16 protein-coding genes and 1 riboswitch are annotated in these 15,974 nt (G+C 47.1%); of the genes, 2 read left to right on the top strand and 14 right to left on the bottom strand.

Features of this window, described 5'->3' with window-relative positions:
* Positions 1-49 precede the first annotated feature (49 nt).
* The 4 genes from J2S00_RS13360 to secA form a co-directional block, all read right to left on the bottom strand.
* Positions 50-817, bottom strand: a complete 768-nt coding sequence (locus J2S00_RS13360) for an ABC transporter ATP-binding protein (RefSeq protein WP_307340667.1) — start codon at positions 815-817, stop codon at positions 50-52.
* Between the two features lie 154 nt (positions 818-971).
* A complete protein-coding gene (locus J2S00_RS13355; RefSeq protein ID WP_307340932.1) occupies positions 972-1,841 on the bottom strand; it encodes a YitT family protein in 870 nt (289 codons plus the stop codon).
* A gap of 123 nt (positions 1,842-1,964) precedes the next feature.
* Positions 1,965-3,078, bottom strand: a protein-coding gene (gene prfB, locus J2S00_RS13350; protein WP_307340664.1) for a peptide chain release factor 2 whose coding sequence is annotated in 2 segments (ribosomal slippage) — positions 1,965-3,005 and positions 3,007-3,078 — 1,113 coding nt in all. Because the reading frame shifts where the segments join, the coding sequence is not laid out codon by codon here.
* A 103-nt stretch (positions 3,079-3,181) separates the two neighbouring features.
* On the bottom strand, positions 3,182-5,731 hold the full coding sequence (gene secA, locus J2S00_RS13345; protein WP_307340661.1) for a preprotein translocase subunit SecA: 2,550 nt from the start codon (positions 5,729-5,731) through the stop codon (positions 3,182-3,184).
* 331 nt (positions 5,732-6,062) lie between these two features.
* Positions 6,063-6,149, top strand: a riboswitch (cyclic di-GMP riboswitch).
* Positions 6,150-6,228: 79 nt separating this feature from the next.
* Between secA and J2S00_RS13340 the strand changes: the two genes are divergently transcribed.
* Positions 6,229-7,494 carry a sensor domain-containing protein gene (locus J2S00_RS13340; protein ID WP_307340659.1) on the top strand — a complete coding sequence of 422 codons (1,266 nt, stop codon included), beginning with the start codon at positions 6,229-6,231 and terminating at the stop codon, positions 7,492-7,494.
* Between the two features lie 97 nt (positions 7,495-7,591).
* On the opposite strand, the gene hpf is transcribed toward J2S00_RS13340, so the two are convergent.
* The 8 genes from hpf to J2S00_RS13300 all read right to left on the bottom strand — a co-directional run bounded on the left by hpf (position 7,592) and on the right by J2S00_RS13300 (position 13,718).
* Positions 7,592-8,143: a ribosome hibernation-promoting factor, HPF/YfiA family gene (hpf, locus tag J2S00_RS13335; RefSeq protein WP_307340657.1), complete on the bottom strand. Its 552-nt coding sequence runs from the start codon at positions 8,141-8,143 to the stop codon at positions 7,592-7,594.
* A 383-nt stretch (positions 8,144-8,526) separates the two neighbouring features.
* A complete protein-coding gene (locus J2S00_RS13330) occupies positions 8,527-9,087 on the bottom strand; it encodes a chemotaxis protein CheW (protein WP_307340656.1) in 561 nt (186 codons plus the stop codon).
* Complete coding sequence (gene fliS, locus J2S00_RS13325) at positions 9,071-9,484, bottom strand: flagellar export chaperone FliS (RefSeq protein WP_307340653.1); 414 nt, start codon at positions 9,482-9,484, stop codon at positions 9,071-9,073. The genes J2S00_RS13330 and fliS overlap by 17 nt, the downstream gene beginning before the upstream one ends.
* A 24-nt stretch (positions 9,485-9,508) precedes the next feature.
* Positions 9,509-9,898 (bottom strand): hypothetical protein, encoded by a 390-nt coding sequence (locus J2S00_RS13320; protein WP_307340651.1) that lies wholly within the window; start codon positions 9,896-9,898, stop codon positions 9,509-9,511.
* Between the two features lie 13 nt (positions 9,899-9,911).
* Positions 9,912-11,495: a flagellar hook-associated protein 2 gene (locus tag J2S00_RS13315; protein ID WP_307340647.1), complete on the bottom strand. Its 1,584-nt coding sequence runs from the start codon at positions 11,493-11,495 to the stop codon at positions 9,912-9,914.
* A gap of 90 nt (positions 11,496-11,585) precedes the next feature.
* Entirely contained in the window at positions 11,586-11,948 is a 363-nt protein-coding gene (gene flaG / locus J2S00_RS13310; RefSeq protein WP_307340643.1) for a flagellar protein FlaG, read from the bottom strand.
* Between the two features lie 138 nt (positions 11,949-12,086).
* Entirely contained in the window at positions 12,087-12,314 is a 228-nt protein-coding gene (locus tag J2S00_RS13305; protein WP_307340640.1) for a hypothetical protein, read from the bottom strand.
* A gap of 1,014 nt (positions 12,315-13,328) precedes the next feature.
* Positions 13,329-13,718 carry a hypothetical protein gene (locus J2S00_RS13300; RefSeq protein WP_307340637.1) on the bottom strand — a complete coding sequence of 130 codons (390 nt, stop codon included), beginning with the start codon at positions 13,716-13,718 and terminating at the stop codon, positions 13,329-13,331.
* Positions 13,719-13,764: 46 nt separating this feature from the next.
* On the opposite strand from J2S00_RS13300, the gene J2S00_RS13295 reads away from it, so the two are divergent.
* Positions 13,765-13,980, top strand: a complete 216-nt coding sequence (locus J2S00_RS13295; protein WP_307340634.1) for a hypothetical protein — start codon at positions 13,765-13,767, stop codon at positions 13,978-13,980.
* Between the two features lie 193 nt (positions 13,981-14,173).
* Here the strand turns inward: J2S00_RS13295 and J2S00_RS13290 are convergent, their stop codons facing one another.
* Together J2S00_RS13290 and hag are read right to left on the bottom strand one after the other, a co-directional pair.
* Positions 14,174-14,902 carry a hypothetical protein gene (locus J2S00_RS13290; RefSeq protein WP_307340631.1) on the bottom strand — a complete coding sequence of 243 codons (729 nt, stop codon included), beginning with the start codon at positions 14,900-14,902 and terminating at the stop codon, positions 14,174-14,176.
* Between the two features lie 197 nt (positions 14,903-15,099).
* Entirely contained in the window at positions 15,100-15,930 is an 831-nt protein-coding gene (gene hag / locus J2S00_RS13285) for a flagellin Hag (protein ID WP_307340629.1), read from the bottom strand.
* Positions 15,931-15,974: the final 44 nt, after the last annotated feature.

Below are 15,974 nucleotides of genomic sequence, written 5' to 3'. Positions count from 1 at the left end.
TTGTTCATGATCGGTCTGTGATTATCTCTGTAAGCAACGATCATGTCCCCTAAATGGCTTCCTGGCCAAGGTAGGCTTCAATCACCCGCGGATCATTTTGTATCTCTTCCGGCTTGCCGTAGCCGATTCGTTTGCCAAAATCAAGGACGGCGATACGGTGGGAAAGCTCCATGACCACGCCCATGTCATGTTCAATTAGGACGATGGTGACGCCCCGCTCTTCGTTAATATCCAGAATAAAGCGGGCCATATCCTCTTTTTCTTCATTGTTCATACCTGCCATCGGTTCATCCAAGAGTAACAGCTTTGGTTCTGAGGCCAACGCCCGGCCCAGCTCCACCCGTTTTTGCAAACCGTAGGACAACATGCCCACTGGTTGGTTGCGGATATGCTCAATCTCCAAAAAATCGATCACTTCCTCTACCGCTTTCCTATGCTCCACTTCTTCCCGCTGTGCTTTGCCCCAATAGAGACCGCCAGACAAAATGCCGGTTTTCATGAGCACATGACGTCCCAGCATCAGATTGTCCAAAACGGTCATATGCTTAAAAAGCTCGATGTTTTGGAACGACCGGGCGATACCCAGTGCAGTACGTTGGTAGGGCTTTAGTTTGGTAATCTCTTTGCCCTCAAAGCAGACCGACCCCGCCGACGGTTTGTACACGCCGCTGATGCAGTTCAGTATACTGGTTTTTCCCGCCCCATTGGGACCGATCAAGGAAAAAATCTCGCTTTCTTCAATAGAGAAACTGACATCGCTTAAGGCTTTAACCCCCCCAAAGTGCAGCGATATTTGGTTCACATCCAAGAGTCCCATCGTTGTCCTCCCTTCTGTTCAACAAAATAGGCCTTATAGAAGATGTGTTGGCTTCTACAAGACCTTATGATATGGATATGGCAAATATGATACAAATCTTTTGTTTAGGCACGTGTGCCAAAGATCCGGAACTGGATGGATCTTGTTGTCAACGTTAATCCACTTTAAATCCTTCACCCAATACTTCATTGGCATCTGTAACCACCACAAAGGCGGCCGGGTCAATGTGCCGCACCAATTCCTTCAGCTTGGTCACTTCCATCTGGTTCACCACGCACATCAGCATTTCCCGCGGCGTATTGGTGTAACCGCCGGTTGCCGTCAGGCGGGTCACTCCCCGGTCCAGGTCGTGCAAAATGGCCTGGCGGATGTCCTCCTGCTGGCTGGAGATAATAAAGGCCACTTTGGCATAGCCCATGCCCATTTGGACCAGATCAATGGTCTTGCTGGTGATATATAAGGTAATCAAAGCATATAAAGCCAATTCAATGTTAAACACAAAAGCAGATGAAATCACAATAAGACCGTCAATGATCAAAATCCCCAGCCCCAAACGCAAACCTGTAAATTTATGCACAATCTGGGCCGCTAAGTCAACCCCGCCGGTGGAAGCCCTGCCCCTGAAGACCAGCCCCAGGCCAACACCAACCCCCACACCGCCAAACAGTGCAGCTAAAAACGGATTTTCCGTCACGGGCTCAAGATGGGCCGTCACCAGCACAGCCAAAGGAAGATAGACGGTGCCAATTAACGTTTTCAGGCCAAATTGTTTGCCCAAGACAGCCACACCAGCAACAAAAAGGGGTATATTAATGGCCCACTGGATGTAGCCCGGTTCAATACCCGTCACATACCCCAGAATCGTACTAATCCCGACCACCCCGCCGGAAGCGATCATATTGGGATACAGAAATAAGTTGAAAGCTATGGCCACCAATGTGGCACCCACGAGGAGATAGGTATAGTCCTTGATGATCACCAACCAGGAGGGAAGGGATTTGCGGTTTCTGCGCTTGGCCAACATTTTCACCTCTATTCCGAGAAAAAACCTATTGGTCGACCCAATAGGTTTTCCCTTATTTGTTCAAACCTGATCAGACTTTTGCCCCATCTAGCCACGGGTACCTGTTTATGCACCCAGGATCCGTCAAGATTCTCCCTTGGCCAATTTGGCCCTCAGGTAAGCGTCAATAAACGGATCTATTTCTCCATCCATGACCGCTTGCACATTGCCAGTCTCCACATTGGTACGGTGGTCCTTGACCATGCTGTAAGGATGGAAGACATAGGAGCGGATCTGGTTGCCCCAGCCGATCTCCTTTTGTTCACCCTTAAGGGCAGCCAGTTCTTTTTGCTGCTCTTCAATATGCTTTTCATACAGGCGTGCTTTCAAGATTTTCATCGCCTTTTCCCTGTTTTTGATTTGAGAGCGCTCCGACTGGCACGTGACCACAATCCCCGTTGGCAGGTGGGTAATGCGTACGGCAGAGTCGGTGGTATTCACATGCTGCCCCCCCGCGCCGCTGGAGCGGTAGGTATCGATTTTCAAATCCTCTTGCCGGACCTCAATGTCCACATGATCATCCATCTCCGGCATCACCTCACAGGAGACAAAGGAGGTATGTCGGCGGCCAGAGGCATCAAAGGGACTGATGCGCACCAGACGATGAATCCCTTTTTCCGCTTTCAAGTAGCCATAGGCATTATGCCCTTTAATCAACAAGGTGACACTTTTGACCCCGGCTTCATCACCAGGCAGATAATCCAGTGTTTCTACTTTAAAGCCTTTATCCTCTGCCCAGCGGGTATACATTCTAAGCAGCATGGAAGCCCAGTCCTGGGATTCCGTTCCACCGGCACCGGGATGAAGCTCCAGGATGGCATTGTTTTTATCATAAGGCTCATTGAGCAATAATTCCAGCTCAAACTGCCCTGCTTCTTCTTTCAGCTGATGAATGGCCTGGCCTGCCTCCTTGGTGAGGGACTCGTCATCCTCTTCTGCGGCCAGCTCAAGCATCACCTCAATATCCTCCAACTGGCCTTCAATGTTGCTCATTTTTTCAACTTGCTGTTTGAGGGCATTAGCTTCATTAATAATGGTTTGGGCCTTATTCTGGTCGTCCCAGAAATCCGGCGCACTCATTGTTTGTTCCAGTTCTTGGATGCGGGCCTGTTTTTGAGGTAAGTCAAAGAGACCCCCTTATATCACTCAGGCGCTGTTTTAACGCCGTTAATTCTTGACGCAGTTCACTAATTGACATGGTAAACTCACTCCTCTATTCCTTTATAACTTCTTGTCCGGCATATTTTCTTATTATGAGTTAATGTCCTGTTTCCCATTATAGTGCAACATAGAGGGGAGCGTTAAGCCCTTCCGCAACAATGTTTATACTTTTTGCCGCTGCCACAGGGACAAGGCTCATTGCGGCCGGTCTTCTCTCCAACGCGGATCGGCTCTCGTTTGGGTTTCTTCCCGCCGGGGGCCTGTGTAGATGTACGTCCTCCGGGCTGGACGGCAGTGGGCCGGACCGATTCACCCTGGGCCACAGCCTGACGTTCTACGTTGGGCGTAATATGGGCTTTGAGGATGTAAGTGGCCACTTCCTCTTCGATGGACTCAATCATGTTCTGGAACATTTCAAAGCCTTCCATCTGGTAGGCCCTGAGCGGATCTGTCTGGCCGTAGGCCCGCAAGTGAATGCCCTGCCGCAGCTGGTCCATGGCATCAATGTGGTCCATCCATTTGGTGTCCACCGCACGCAAAACAACCACTTTTTCAAATTCGCGCATCAGCTCGGCCCCTGCTTCCTGCTCCCGCTGGTCATAGATCGCTTTGATCCGGTCCATAAACAGGTTGATGATCTCTTCCCGGGATTTCATTTTAATATCATTGACAGTCACCGTGCCTTCATGGAAGAAAGTGGCGTTGGCATAGTCAATAATCGCCTGATAATCCCACTCTTCAGGCACTTCACTGTCAGGGGTATGCAAGGTGACGATGCGCTCCACTACGCTTCTCTGCATACCCTCTACCACTTCGCGCAGGCTGTCCCGTTCCAGCACTTCCCGGCGCTGCTTGTAAATTATTTCCCGCTGCTGATTAATCACATCATCGTATTGCAGCAACCATTTGCGGATGTCAAAGTTGTGCCCTTCCACCCGCTCCTGAGCTTTTTCAATGGCCCGGGTAATCATGCGGCTCTCGATGGGCTGATCCTCATCCATGCCCAGCCGGTTCATCATGCCCATAATGTTTTCCCCGCCAAAACGGCGCATCAGCTCGTCTTCCAGTGACAAATAAAACTGGCTGGAACCGGGATCACCCTGGCGTCCGGCACGACCGCGCAACTGGTTATCAATGCGTCGGGATTCATGCCGCTCCGTCCCGATAATATGCAACCCGCCCAGCTCAGCCACACCTTCACCCAGCATAATATCGGTTCCCCGGCCGGCCATATTGGTGGCAATGGTAACTGCTCCCCGTTGCCCGGCTTGAGCAATGATTTCCGCTTCACGCTCATGGTGTTTGGCATTGAGCACCTGGTGAGGGATGCCTTCTTTCTTAAGCATGGCCGACAGCAATTCTGATTTTTCAATAGAGACCGTGCCCACCAGGACAGGTTGTCCCTTTTGGTGCCGCTCCACGATCTCCCTGACCACGGCCCGGTACTTGGCTTCCTCCGTTTTATAGACCATATCGGGCATATCGTTACGGATCATCGGTTTGTTGGTGGGAATCACATACACATCCAGGCCATATATTTTGCGAAACTCTTCTTCCTCTGTTTTGGCGGTCCCTGTCATGCCAGCCAGCTTCTGATACATACGGAAGTAGTTTTGGAAGGTGATCGTGGCCAACGTCATGCTTTCCTTGTGGATCTCCAGCCCTTCCTTGGCCTCGATGGCCTGATGCAGCCCGTCACTGTAGCGGCGGCCGTGCATCAAGCGGCCGGTAAACTCATCCACAATCACCACTTCACCATTTTCCACCACATAGTCCACATCACGGCGCATAATCACCCGTGCTTTTAAGGCCTGATTAATATGGTGGTTAATCAGCACATTGGCATGATCATACAAGTTGTCAATGCCAAAGTAACGCTCCGCTTTGGCTACCCCTTCATCGGTCAGCATCACGTTGCGCGCCTTCTCATCCACCGTATAGTCCCGCTCTTTGACCAGGCCGGCCACAAAACGGTCCGCCGCCGTGTAGTACTGGGTAGAGCGCTGAGCCTGGCCCGAAATAATCAGAGGTGTGCGTGCCTCATCAATGAGGATGCTGTCCACCTCGTCTACAATGGCGAAATTGAGCGGCCGCTGCACCATCTGCTCCTTGTACAGCACCATGTTGTCCCTTAAGTAATCAAAGCCAAACTCATTGTTGGTGCCATAAGTGATATCGGCCACGTACGCTTCCTTCTTTTGCTCAGCTGACAGGCCGCTAATGTTAAGCCCAACGGTTAAGCCCAAAAAGTTATACAGCTTGCCCATCTGCTCACTGTCCCTCTTGGCCAGGTACTCGTTGACCGTGACCAGATGAACCCCTTTGCCTGTCAAAGCATTTAAATAAATGGGGAGGGTGGCCACCAATGTTTTCCCTTCCCCGGTTTTCATCTCCGCTATTTCCCCTTTATGCAGGACAATGCCGCCCAACAGCTGCACATCAAAGTGGCGCATGTTCAGTACCCGTTTGGCTGCTTCCCGGCAAACAGCATAGGCCTCGGGTAACAGGTCATCGAGGGTTTCTCCATCAGCCAGACGCGCCTTAAATTGTGCTGTTTTTTGCTGCAGTTCGTTATCAGATAGGCGCTCTATGTCCGGTTCAAGACTGTTGATATGCTCAACAATGGTGTACATTTTCTTTAATTCTTTCTCTGTGGGATCTCCAATCCACTTCTTCAACCATCCGAGCATCGTTAATCGCTCCTTTCATCCGCCTGTCTCTCCGTGCTGACCCATAAGCTTCTATGAGCGCCATTTCTATCCAGACAGGGGTGAATCACATCAAGCCTATTTTACCAAATCAAAGTGGAGGGAGACAAGAAAGGTCAGGGAAGGCATGAATGATGGAGATGTAATTAAACATTATTTTGTCAAAATCGTTCAAAAAATTGTCGAACTCCCTTGAATAAAGATGTCAAATTTTGTATCATTATATTATGTTTATTATTATATTATATTAATCTAGCAGCTAAGAAGTATAACATAATAGCACTTTTTACGATACCGACAATTTTAAACAATAACAGGATAAAGGCAAAACTGCGGAAACGCAGTGACGCAAAGCTACAGGGGCTAAGGTCCGTTAGGACTATGCCAGCCAGTTGCCGTTTATGGGGGAAAAAGCCACACCCTGTATAAACGGGTGTGGCTTTTTGACATCACCGGGGATGAAAGGCAGGTTAACTGTCATGGTAAGAAAGGGAAACCAGTCAGTCCAAGCAGATGCTCATATAGTCAGCCCTAAATTGGGACAAGCCCTCGCTAAGTCAGGGCAACAAATCTTTAACATCTTAGAAAATACACAAGACGGGTTTATCGCCCTTAACCAGCAGTGGGAATTCATCTATCTTAATCAATCAATAGAACGTCTGTTTAATATTGACCGCTTCAGCCTGTTTGGCAAAAATATATGGCGTACCTTTCCTCAGCTGAAGGGCAGCAAGTTTTACACAGAGTCCACCCATGCTTCCAGGAGTCAGACAGTAAGGAGCTTCACAGAACTATATCCTGCTCTGAACCGGCGGTATGAAGTAACCGTTTACCCTTCCCAAGATATTTTGGTTATCTACTTCAGGGACATGACAGGACAGCAGCGTACCCAATCTATACAGCATGATGTTGTGTCCTATGGAGAGAAGAGTAATCCACACGTATATCATAAGCAAGATATGAATTTTGACCAGTTGAGGGGCATACTGTTAGAAAACGAGTTGCATCATGCGCTGGCAAAAAAACAATTCCGTGTCTATTACCAGCCCCAAATCGATACCACCACAAGATCCATTTGTGGAATGGAAGCCCTGATCCGCTGGCAGCACCCTAGTCTGGGACTAGTGCCACCCAATGAATTCTTGCCTCTGACAGAAGCCAATGGATTAATCAGGTCCATTGGTGAGTGGGTATTACAGACTGCCTGTCAGCAAGCAAAAGTGTGGCAGCAACAGGGCTTCAGCCCAATCCAGGTGTCCGTCAATTTCTCAGCCATCCAATTTCAACAGGATCATTTGGCTGATATGGTGCAGCAAATCCTGGACCACACCAGACTGGCGCCTTCCCAGTTGAGAGTGGAGATCACCGAATCAGCGATGATGGCCAGTTTGGAACACACAGCGCAGATATTAAATCAATTAAGAAGTTTGGGGATCCAGATCGTGATTGACGATTTTGGCACCTGTTATTCTTCTTTGCAATATTTAAAAGACTTTCCCGTGGACATGATCAAAATCGACCGCTCTTTTATCAAAGATATCCAGAACCGTTACAAAGACCAAGAAATTGTCAGAGCCGTTATCGAATTGGCCCACCGTTTGGGTGTCAAAGTGTGTGCTGAAGGTGTGGAAGACGAGGATCAATTCAATTTGCTTAAGAATCTCGGCTGTGATGAGGCTCAAGGCTTCCTATTCAGCCGCCCCATTCCCCCTGAACAGATACGGCAATTGCTGCACACACGCTGAATTGAACCATAGCTGTACTGGCTGCCTCTCTGTATATAACAGAAGCTGTCCCCAAGGGAAGTGAACTGCATCCCTATGGGGACAGCCCTTTTCATTTTTACTCCGGTTGAATCAGACCGTAACGGCCGTCCTTACGCTTGTAGACCACGCTCACTTTCTCCGTTTCTGCATCGGAAAAGACGAAAAAGTTGTGACCCAAGAGATCCATTTGCAAAACAGCTTCCTCAGCATCCATTGGCTTCAGATTAAAGCGCTTGGTGCGCACGATCTCAATGCTGTCATCCACTTCATTCTGCGTCTGGTCAGCCTGACCATTCACATCATGGAAAAGCTGCTTGACACTGCCTTCTTGCCGGAATTTGCGGTTGACTTTGGTTTTATATTTACGGATTTGACGCTCCAATTTTTCTACAACCAAATCAATTGAGGCATACATGTCCAGGCTTTTTTCCTCCGCGCGAAGCAGCAGCTTCGGCATCGGAATCGTCACTTCAACGCTATGCTGATCCCGGGTAACTTTCAAGGTGACATACACATCGGAGGTAATGTCTTCCTGGAAATACCGCTCCAGGCGTCCCACCTTCTTTTCCACATAATCACGCAAAGCTGGAGTGACTTCAATGTTTTCGCCACGAATGTTAAACTTCATGGCCTCAGCCTCCTTTCTCTTTGTGCTATACATATTCCATATTCCTCTGAAAAATCCTGCCTAAACATGTCCTGTTTTCACATTTTTGTCGAATTGGCATGACAATTTCTTGTCAATTTCAACAGGTTCCCTGTCAAAAATCGCCGTCATCCACACACTTATCCCCAAACTTCATATCCCCCAACTCTTGGTATAGAGGTTATTCACAACGTTATCCACATCATCCACATTAACATATGCACAATAGACATGGTTATCCACAGGAAGTCAGTTTATTTTCATTGAGCCCTTTATAAAAAAGTCTAAAAGAAGCAAATAAAACTCCGACTACCGTTATGGAAGTCGGAGTACTCAACACAGACTGTTCTTTTCCAACAGGGCTGTTAATGTTGTTCGGCTTCAATGTGTGCTTGTGGTTCTTCTTCACTGGTTGGACTTGTTTCCTCCTGGGGCTCTTCATCTTCAAGGTTGAGCTCACCCGCTTCGGCCGCTTGCTGGATTTCCTGGAGGATACCGGCCGGGTCTAATTCATTCAGGAGTTTGGCTAAACTCAAGAGGATAATCAGACGGTCCTCATGTCTGGCAATGCCGAGCATGCTTTCTGATGCTGCCCCATTTAAGTCTACCGCTTGAATATGATCCGGGTCAATATCCAGCACATCTTTGGCTTCGTCCACCACCAGGCCCATGGAGCGGCCCTCTACATCAATGACAATAATACGTGTCTCATCTCCATCACTGCCTTCTGTTTCCATCAGATAGGTACGCAAATCAGCAATGGGAATCACCTGCTGGCGAATGTCCAGCACACCTCGTACATGCTTAGGTACTTTGGGTATTTTGGTTGGGGTTTGCATGCGTTCGATGGAAACCACTTGGTGAATGGGCACACCATATTCCTCTGTTCCCAAGCGAAAGGCCACAATTTTAGAGTTTTCCATCATGGGGTACGCCTCCACCATATTGTTTTTGCCGGTTCAGCTGCAGGACCTCTTTCCAGGTGTCACGAAACTGAGTGACATACTCAGCCACTTCATCCAAGGCGGCAGGATCATTTTTGATATTGGCTTCAATCAGGCGCTGCAGCATGTAATCATACATGCGCAGCATCGACTTGGCCACCTCATAATCCGTGTTCAGGGTAACCATCAGCTCCCGGATAATATCCTGCGCCTTCTGAATGTTGGTGTTTTTGTCCTGGATATTGTTCTCTGCCATGGCATGCCTGGCTTGCTTGATAAAGTTGAGACAACCATTGTACAACATGAGCGTTAATTCGCCGGGTGATGCCGTTTGCACAGCGTTGTGTTTATACGTTTGGTAAGGATTGCGGACAGACAAGAGAACGCCTCCTTTCAAGGCTGCTTACTTGCGCTTGTCAATATAGGTCCCGTCTGAGTATAAGGCCGTATAGGGCTGCTGGTATTTATGTGAGGCCTGTTTGCCTTGTTGCAGTTTTTTCATTTGGAGGCCAAAAGCCTGGTACAGCTCTTGCATCCGACTGGTGAGCTCCGGTTCCCAATGTTGCAATTGGGTTAGCAGTTCTCGCTCCTCATTTGTCCAGGAAGGTGTCTCCTCTGTGATGAGTTTTTGACAATCCGCTATGATTTTGCCCCGCTCCTCGATACAGGACAGCAAATGTTCCATAGTTGCCGGATCATTGTCATTCATATCCCCACTAATCTGCTGCAGTTGCTCCCGGATGCGGCAGGTTTGGTCATACAGTTGTTTCAGCAGTTCTGTGCGTCTTTTCATTTAGAGGCCACCTTTAAAAACCTTGCATGCCAAAGAAGTTGGTTAAGAGGAACATGCTTTGTTCATTCATTTGCTGCATCGCTTTTTCCATGGCGGTAAACTGGCGCCAGTAACGCTCTTCTATGCGTGCTAAACGGTCTTCCCAGCGGGCAAGCTGATCTTCCACGTCACGCAGTTGCCGGCCCAGCACACTTTGATCGGCTGCCGTCACGCCCGGAGAACCAGCCCGGTCTCTGAGGCGGTTGATGCTGTCACCCACCACCTGATAAATGCGCCGCCCGATGCCCATTTGTTCCCGATTACCGTCTTCTTGGGGGGCCTGGGTGAATAAGGCCATCACTTCATCAGGCCGCTCAGCGATCGCCTCGCGCAATTTGGTTTCGTTAATCTCCAGCTTGCCCCCATCCCGCCAGTTGGACGTGGTGGTAATGCCGATTTCAGCCAGTTGGCGCAGTTGTCCGGCAGGAATGCCCTCAACCGGGTTGGTCCACGCTTGACGCAGATCAACCAATACCTGGCGCAAGATGGGATCGTTGCGCAACAATCCGCTTCGGGCCCGCTCATCCCAGCGCTTGGCTTCTGTCTCTGATAACGCTTCCCGCTGTTCATCCGTTAGCGGGGGATAATCCCGGTAGCGGGGTTCATTCAATCTTACATTGATCATGTCGATTAGTTCATTATAGGCATCGACAAACGATTTAATCTGGTCAAAGACCTGATCCGGATTGGACTGAACCGAGACGGTATAATTCCCAGTCTGATGCAAGGTGAGTGTCAGGCCGCGCACCGAGATGGTGTTGGTTGAGCTTTCAATCACGTCATCAATGTCATCAAATTTAAGCTGTGCGTTTTGCCCTTCACCGCTTGCCTGTCCCGTAAAAGCAGTCTCATCCGTGCGACCCAGGATGTATCGATCGATAAACTCAATAGAGTTGCCACCACCATCCACGCCATCTTCGATGGTCAATTTCATATCTGCCCCTGTATCACGGGTGCTGATGAAGAAACGACCCAGAGTGTTATCAAAGGATGCCTGCAGCCCCAAGGAGACCTCTTTGCCGTCCTCTGTGACCGAGGCCTGTGACAGTTTACGGGCCAACGAGGCAAAGGTGTCATCTTTGGTGATGATGATCTCAGCTGTGCGAGTCGTTGTGCCATTCTCTACGCTCACCTTGATGGTAAAGCTGTCCGCTTCGGAATCACGTCCCATAGCTTCAAAGATCTTGGTTGAAGATTGAACTACATTGCCCTCATTGTCTGTTACCCGATTCTCAGAACGTATTTCGGCCCCTTTGGCTAACTGTAACACGTCAACCGTGTAAGTTCCGGCTACAGCAGAAGCAGTTGCCGTCGCTTTTAAACCGCTTGAATCTGAACTGGTGGCCTGTAAGGCTATAAACGTGGATTGCAAACGCATGTTGGCATAAGTGTCCCTAAAGTTACGCAGGGCCAAAGTCATTTCCCGATAGGCATCCCGCTGCCAACTGAGCCATTCACGCCGCTGGAATAGCTTGTCCATCGGGATTCTCTCGGCCCGCATCAAATCATTGACAATCTGATTAATATCCATACCCGAGGCCAAACCTGCAATGCGCATCTTTTTGTCCTCCTGTTCATTTTGGATTCTTACACCCTTTTGCTCAATTAATTTTTTAACTTTTAAATTATCAGTTAGTTACTTTTTAGGTTAAACTTTTTCATCCACAATCAGCCCAACATATTCCAGCATGGAAGCATACATATCCAACAATTTTTCCGGAGGAATTTCCCGAATCACTTCTTGGGTTTCCAGGTCAATCAGGCGCACGAAATAGCGGTCCAATTCTTCATGCAGTTCAAAACGCAGGGATTTATAGGCCGGTTGCATAAACTCGTTCAGGCCTTTGATCCTCTTTTCCAGGTCCTCTTTGGTCAGTTCCAATTGTGGTGAACTTAGCCGCTGTTCAGTTGGTAGCTGGGATGCTTCCCGATGCTGGGAACGGATATCACTCTCAGCTTTACGCTGTGAGGTCAGATGCAGTGATGACGATGCCACAGGTTCGATTCCCATGAAAAAAGCCTCCTTCACCGATAGTCCTTTACTTAATATATCGGCAGGAGGCGGTTAGGTGTTTAATGGAATTTTGGAATACGAGGATTTAGCAGTTGGTCTCATAGTGATCGGATTCATAAGCATAATACGAACACTTTACGCCCTTTGTTCTGCATTAATTCGTTCAGCGGACTTATAAGCATCGTATATACCCCAAATCCATACAATGGGATAGGTAATAAATCCAATTAATAAAAACATCAATAATATATTGACAGCTTGGACAACAATAAAGGCCACGCCCTTACCAAAGTGGCCATTGTAGAATTGACCTAATCCAGCAAAGAAAAATGATAGAACCGAAGCAAGGCCTGCATTTTTCATACAAAATCCTCTCCCTCTAATTTTTTTTATTTTGGTTGGGATGAGAAGATTGGATCTTCTTTTTGAAGACCATCTCCACCATTGATAAAAAGTTCCACCCTTAACTTGGTTCAAAACGTTTATCGTCAAAGTTCTACATACAGTTTAAAACACAAACTCCGATTCAACTCCTTTGAAAAAGCCTCCTTTACCGATAGTTTCCTTACTTTATATATATCGGAGGAGGCAGGTATTTAACACTTTTAGTTTTTTAGCACCTTACCATGGTGACTTAGTCGGATATGGGGGAATATGGGGCCCAGGCCACAAACCAGCCGGACCAGGTGGGAAAAACGGTCCGAACATGAACGAGGGGCCCATAGGGAAAAAGGGATTGAATAAGCTAGACAGCCACCAGCCGGGAAAAAGAGGGAAGCTCACAGGATTTGCGTGCTGGGGATAGGCAGGTTTGAATGTTAGCTGTCGGGGATGCTTGATCCCGATGGCGGGTGCAAAGTGTCGTTTAGGCGGGTGCTTAGCAGGTGAAAGTTTCTTGCCAGGCATCATGAATTCCTCCCTTGTCAGGATTATATTGGTAGGGTATGCACAAGGGGGAGCAGGGGAGTGGGTCGATTTCCTAACCTTTATCCAATTATCCCTTCATTCCCTCATATAAAAACATACTTTTCGCTCGTTTGATCTCTTTAAACAACCCCAGTTCTACCAGTTCCAACAGATCCTTTGTTTTCACGTTCAATGACTTCCTCAATTGATTAGGTGGTCACTGTGCATCCAGATTCAACTATCTTCAGAGAAGCGATCGTACTTTAGAGAATGCGGTGACTTATCAAATGCATCATTCTATGCTTCTGATAGAAACACTGGATCAAAAAGGAAACCGTATCATGATCATCACCAATGATATGAACATAAGGGTTTATATAAATCAAACATACATTCTCATTCATCTTGAAAAATAGCCACTATGAAAATACCTGTAGGGGTCGGGCATAAGCGCTTCAGCAAACATGCCAGTTACAAATTCAAAACCGATGCCCAGTGCCTGAAAGACCATAAATTCAGCTGCAGCCAAGCGATCACCCTTTTCTGCTCCCGTTCTGTCCGGCTCAGGCGGATAATCCCGCATTGATAGCCCCGGGGCTCGCCTGGAATATAATAGATGCGCCCCTTCTTGGAAAAAGGAAATTCTCGCACGGCATCTGTTGGTGTCTCTACTGGATAGGGGCGGGTATTGCTCAATACCTGTGGATTCCTATACATATCTGCTATTTTGGCTTCCACTTTGAGCCGTTCTGGCATGTTCAAGTTTATAAAATCATGAAAAAACTCTGGATAAAAGTAAAATTTGGGGTGCAGTTTCTCGAAGCAGGGTTTAAACTCTTTTTCCAGGAGTCCAAACAGCATCAGGTCTCTTAAGAACATACAGCCCGTTACAATACATTGCCCAACTATGTATTATAAAACAAACTGGGCGTGGCGGTTGGCACACGAAAAAACAAAATTGCAAGCAAAGTATCCGGGATATCAAGTCCTCTCTTCTTCCAGTGAACGACAAAAAGTCTATTCTGCTGAGGAGATTGAACAGATCACCATGTATAAAAAAGTGGACTCACTGATAGGGAAATTGCCTGCCGGCTCAAGCGTACATACTGACTGCGGGAACTAAGAAAAAGTGGCCATCTCTGATCGATGACCACTTTCTCTTATGTTGATTAACCAAGCAATTGCAGTACCGATTGAGGTAATTGATTGGCTTGCCGTGCCTCAATGTCTTTCGACCATTGCGCAGACTATATCTTCACCCTCAGCTTGACCTGTTAGGGGCTGGGCGCTTCGAGCTTTAGCAGCTCTACTCTACGCTAATTGCCATTGTATTTTGAAGCAGCATATTCAGCACTTGTTTTTAGGCGATTGGGTCGATATTGCATATTAAACTTATAAGAGAATTCCTCAGGAATCAAATGAAGATAGGGTCTGACGATATCATAAAACTTTCTAAAGTTTGTCGCATTAAAATATAACCTGTAGTAAATTTTTCCCTTGTGATTTGAGAATCCGGAGTTATCTGTATGAATTGAAAGATCGATATCAAATCTTTCTTTAAACATCTGCTGAATACGCTTATTTTCTGCCAGTGTAAAAGACTGTGTATTTAAATAGGCAAAGCGTTTTGCTTTTGTCCCCTTAAAGGAAACGTGCAATTGCCCATCATCCAAATACCATAACAATAAACCTAATGGGTTTATCCGCCTTAAAACGTATTTGGACGGAATTTTTCTCCCGCTATTGTTGTAAACACGATTATATTTCTCAAAATGCCGCCTATCCGGCACCCAAATATTAATGTGGGAATAAAGTCTCTTTCCAAAAGTGGTTTTAGTGTAAAATTCATATGAAGCTGTGTGTTTTAAACCTAATGCTTTACACAGACCTTCTAGCCATTCGACATAAAATCGTTGTTTATTACTGTAAGAGACTTTGATAATCCCTTTTCTATACGACCCATCACCCAAAACTAAGCCAAATAGTGCATAATTGATTTCTTTTTTACTCAGTTTTAGAATGGGAATTCTCCCTCCTATAGGCAATTAGCTTATTAGTCGTTGGACCTTCTCCATCCTTGCGGTACAGGAGCTTGGCTGCTGGTTGCCCAATCCTTCGCATTTTTTAAGCGGTCACGCTTGCCGTTTCCGGCTACGTTGTCGCAGCGAAGGCTCTAAGGGGGTCCCAGCAATTCACCCAGTCATCCTCTAACCCGTTTCCAGGTTAGACGCCCTTCAAATCACTACCCCAAAAGTTGCAACACAGACTGGGGCAGTTGATTTGATTGAGCCAACATCGCTTGAGATGCTTGAGACAGGATGTTTGCACGAGTAAATTCCATGATTTCGCGGGCCATATCAGCATCCCTAATTCGTGATTCAGCTGCTTGCAAGTTTTCAGCAGCTGTACCAAGGTTGTTAATTGTGTGTTCTAAGCGGTTTTGAATTGCCCCTAGGTTTGCTCTTTCATCGGAAACGGATTTAATAGCTCCATCAATGGCTGTAAGTGCAGCATCGAAATCAGCAGCTCCAGAACTAATGTCAACAATATCTACACCTAGTGCTGCTGCTTGCATGTCGTTAATTTGCAATGTTATTGTTTGCGACTCATTAGCTCCGATTTGGAATACAAAGGAACCGTCTCCGCTATGTCCACCTTGTCCATCAAGTAATGTTTCAGTATTGAATTCAGTTTGTTGAGCAATTCTATCAATCTCTTTGATTAATTCATCCATCTCTGCTTGAAGAGCAGCTCGATCATCTTCTGTATTAGTTTCGTTCGCTGCTTGTACAGTTAATTCTCTCATTCTTTGTAGAATACTGTGCGTTTCGTTAAGTGCACCCTCAGCCGTTTGAATCAAAGAAATTCCATCTTGAGCATTACGAGTCGCTTGGTTCAAACCACGGATTTGAGCGCGCATTTTTTCAGAGATGGCCAAACCAGCTGCATCGTCTCCGGCACGGTTAATACGCAAACCGGACGACAATTTTTCCATGGCCTTTTGAGCAGCCAAGTTGTTGTTTGTCAGCATGCGGTGCGTGTTTAACGCAGGAATATTGTTGTTGATAATCATATCCTATCTTCCTCCTTGAATGTTATTTTCTCCACGTCCCTGTG

The sequence above is a fragment of the Caldalkalibacillus uzonensis genome (genome assembly GCF_030814135.1).
Lineage (GTDB): Bacteria > Bacillota > Bacilli > Caldalkalibacillales > Caldalkalibacillaceae > Caldalkalibacillus > Caldalkalibacillus uzonensis.
The sequence above is the reverse complement of the archived record's forward strand: the minus strand, read 5'-3'. Positions and strand labels throughout refer to the sequence as shown.

Bases quoted from the DNA above. Each gene is read 5' to 3' on its own strand.
- J2S00_RS13360 (WP_307340667.1), bottom strand. From the start codon at position 817: ATGGGACTCTTGGATGTGAACCAAATATCGCTGCACTTTGGGGGGGTT.
- J2S00_RS13355 (WP_307340932.1), bottom strand. From the start codon at position 1,841: ATGTTGGCCAAGCGCAGAAACCGCAAATCCCTTCCCTCCTGGTTGGTG.
- secA (WP_307340661.1), bottom strand. From the start codon at position 5,731: ATGCTCGGATGGTTGAAGAAGTGGATTGGAGATCCCACAGAGAAAGAA.
- J2S00_RS13340 (WP_307340659.1), top strand. From the start codon at position 6,229: ATGGTAAGAAAGGGAAACCAGTCAGTCCAAGCAGATGCTCATATAGTC.
- hpf (WP_307340657.1), bottom strand. From the start codon at position 8,143: ATGAAGTTTAACATTCGTGGCGAAAACATTGAAGTCACTCCAGCTTTG.
- J2S00_RS13330 (WP_307340656.1), bottom strand. From the start codon at position 9,087: ATGATGGAAAACTCTAAAATTGTGGCCTTTCGCTTGGGAACAGAGGAA.
- J2S00_RS13320 (WP_307340651.1), bottom strand. From the start codon at position 9,898: ATGAAAAGACGCACAGAACTGCTGAAACAACTGTATGACCAAACCTGC.
- J2S00_RS13315 (WP_307340647.1), bottom strand. From the start codon at position 11,495: ATGCGCATTGCAGGTTTGGCCTCGGGTATGGATATTAATCAGATTGTC.
- flaG (WP_307340643.1), bottom strand. From the start codon at position 11,948: ATGGGAATCGAACCTGTGGCATCGTCATCACTGCATCTGACCTCACAG.
- J2S00_RS13305 (WP_307340640.1), bottom strand. From the start codon at position 12,314: ATGAAAAATGCAGGCCTTGCTTCGGTTCTATCATTTTTCTTTGCTGGA.
- J2S00_RS13300 (WP_307340637.1), bottom strand. From the start codon at position 13,718: ATGCTGTTTGGACTCCTGGAAAAAGAGTTTAAACCCTGCTTCGAGAAA.
- J2S00_RS13295 (WP_307340634.1), top strand. From the start codon at position 13,765: ATGTATTATAAAACAAACTGGGCGTGGCGGTTGGCACACGAAAAAACA.
- hag (WP_307340629.1), bottom strand. From the start codon at position 15,930: ATGATTATCAACAACAATATTCCTGCGTTAAACACGCACCGCATGCTG.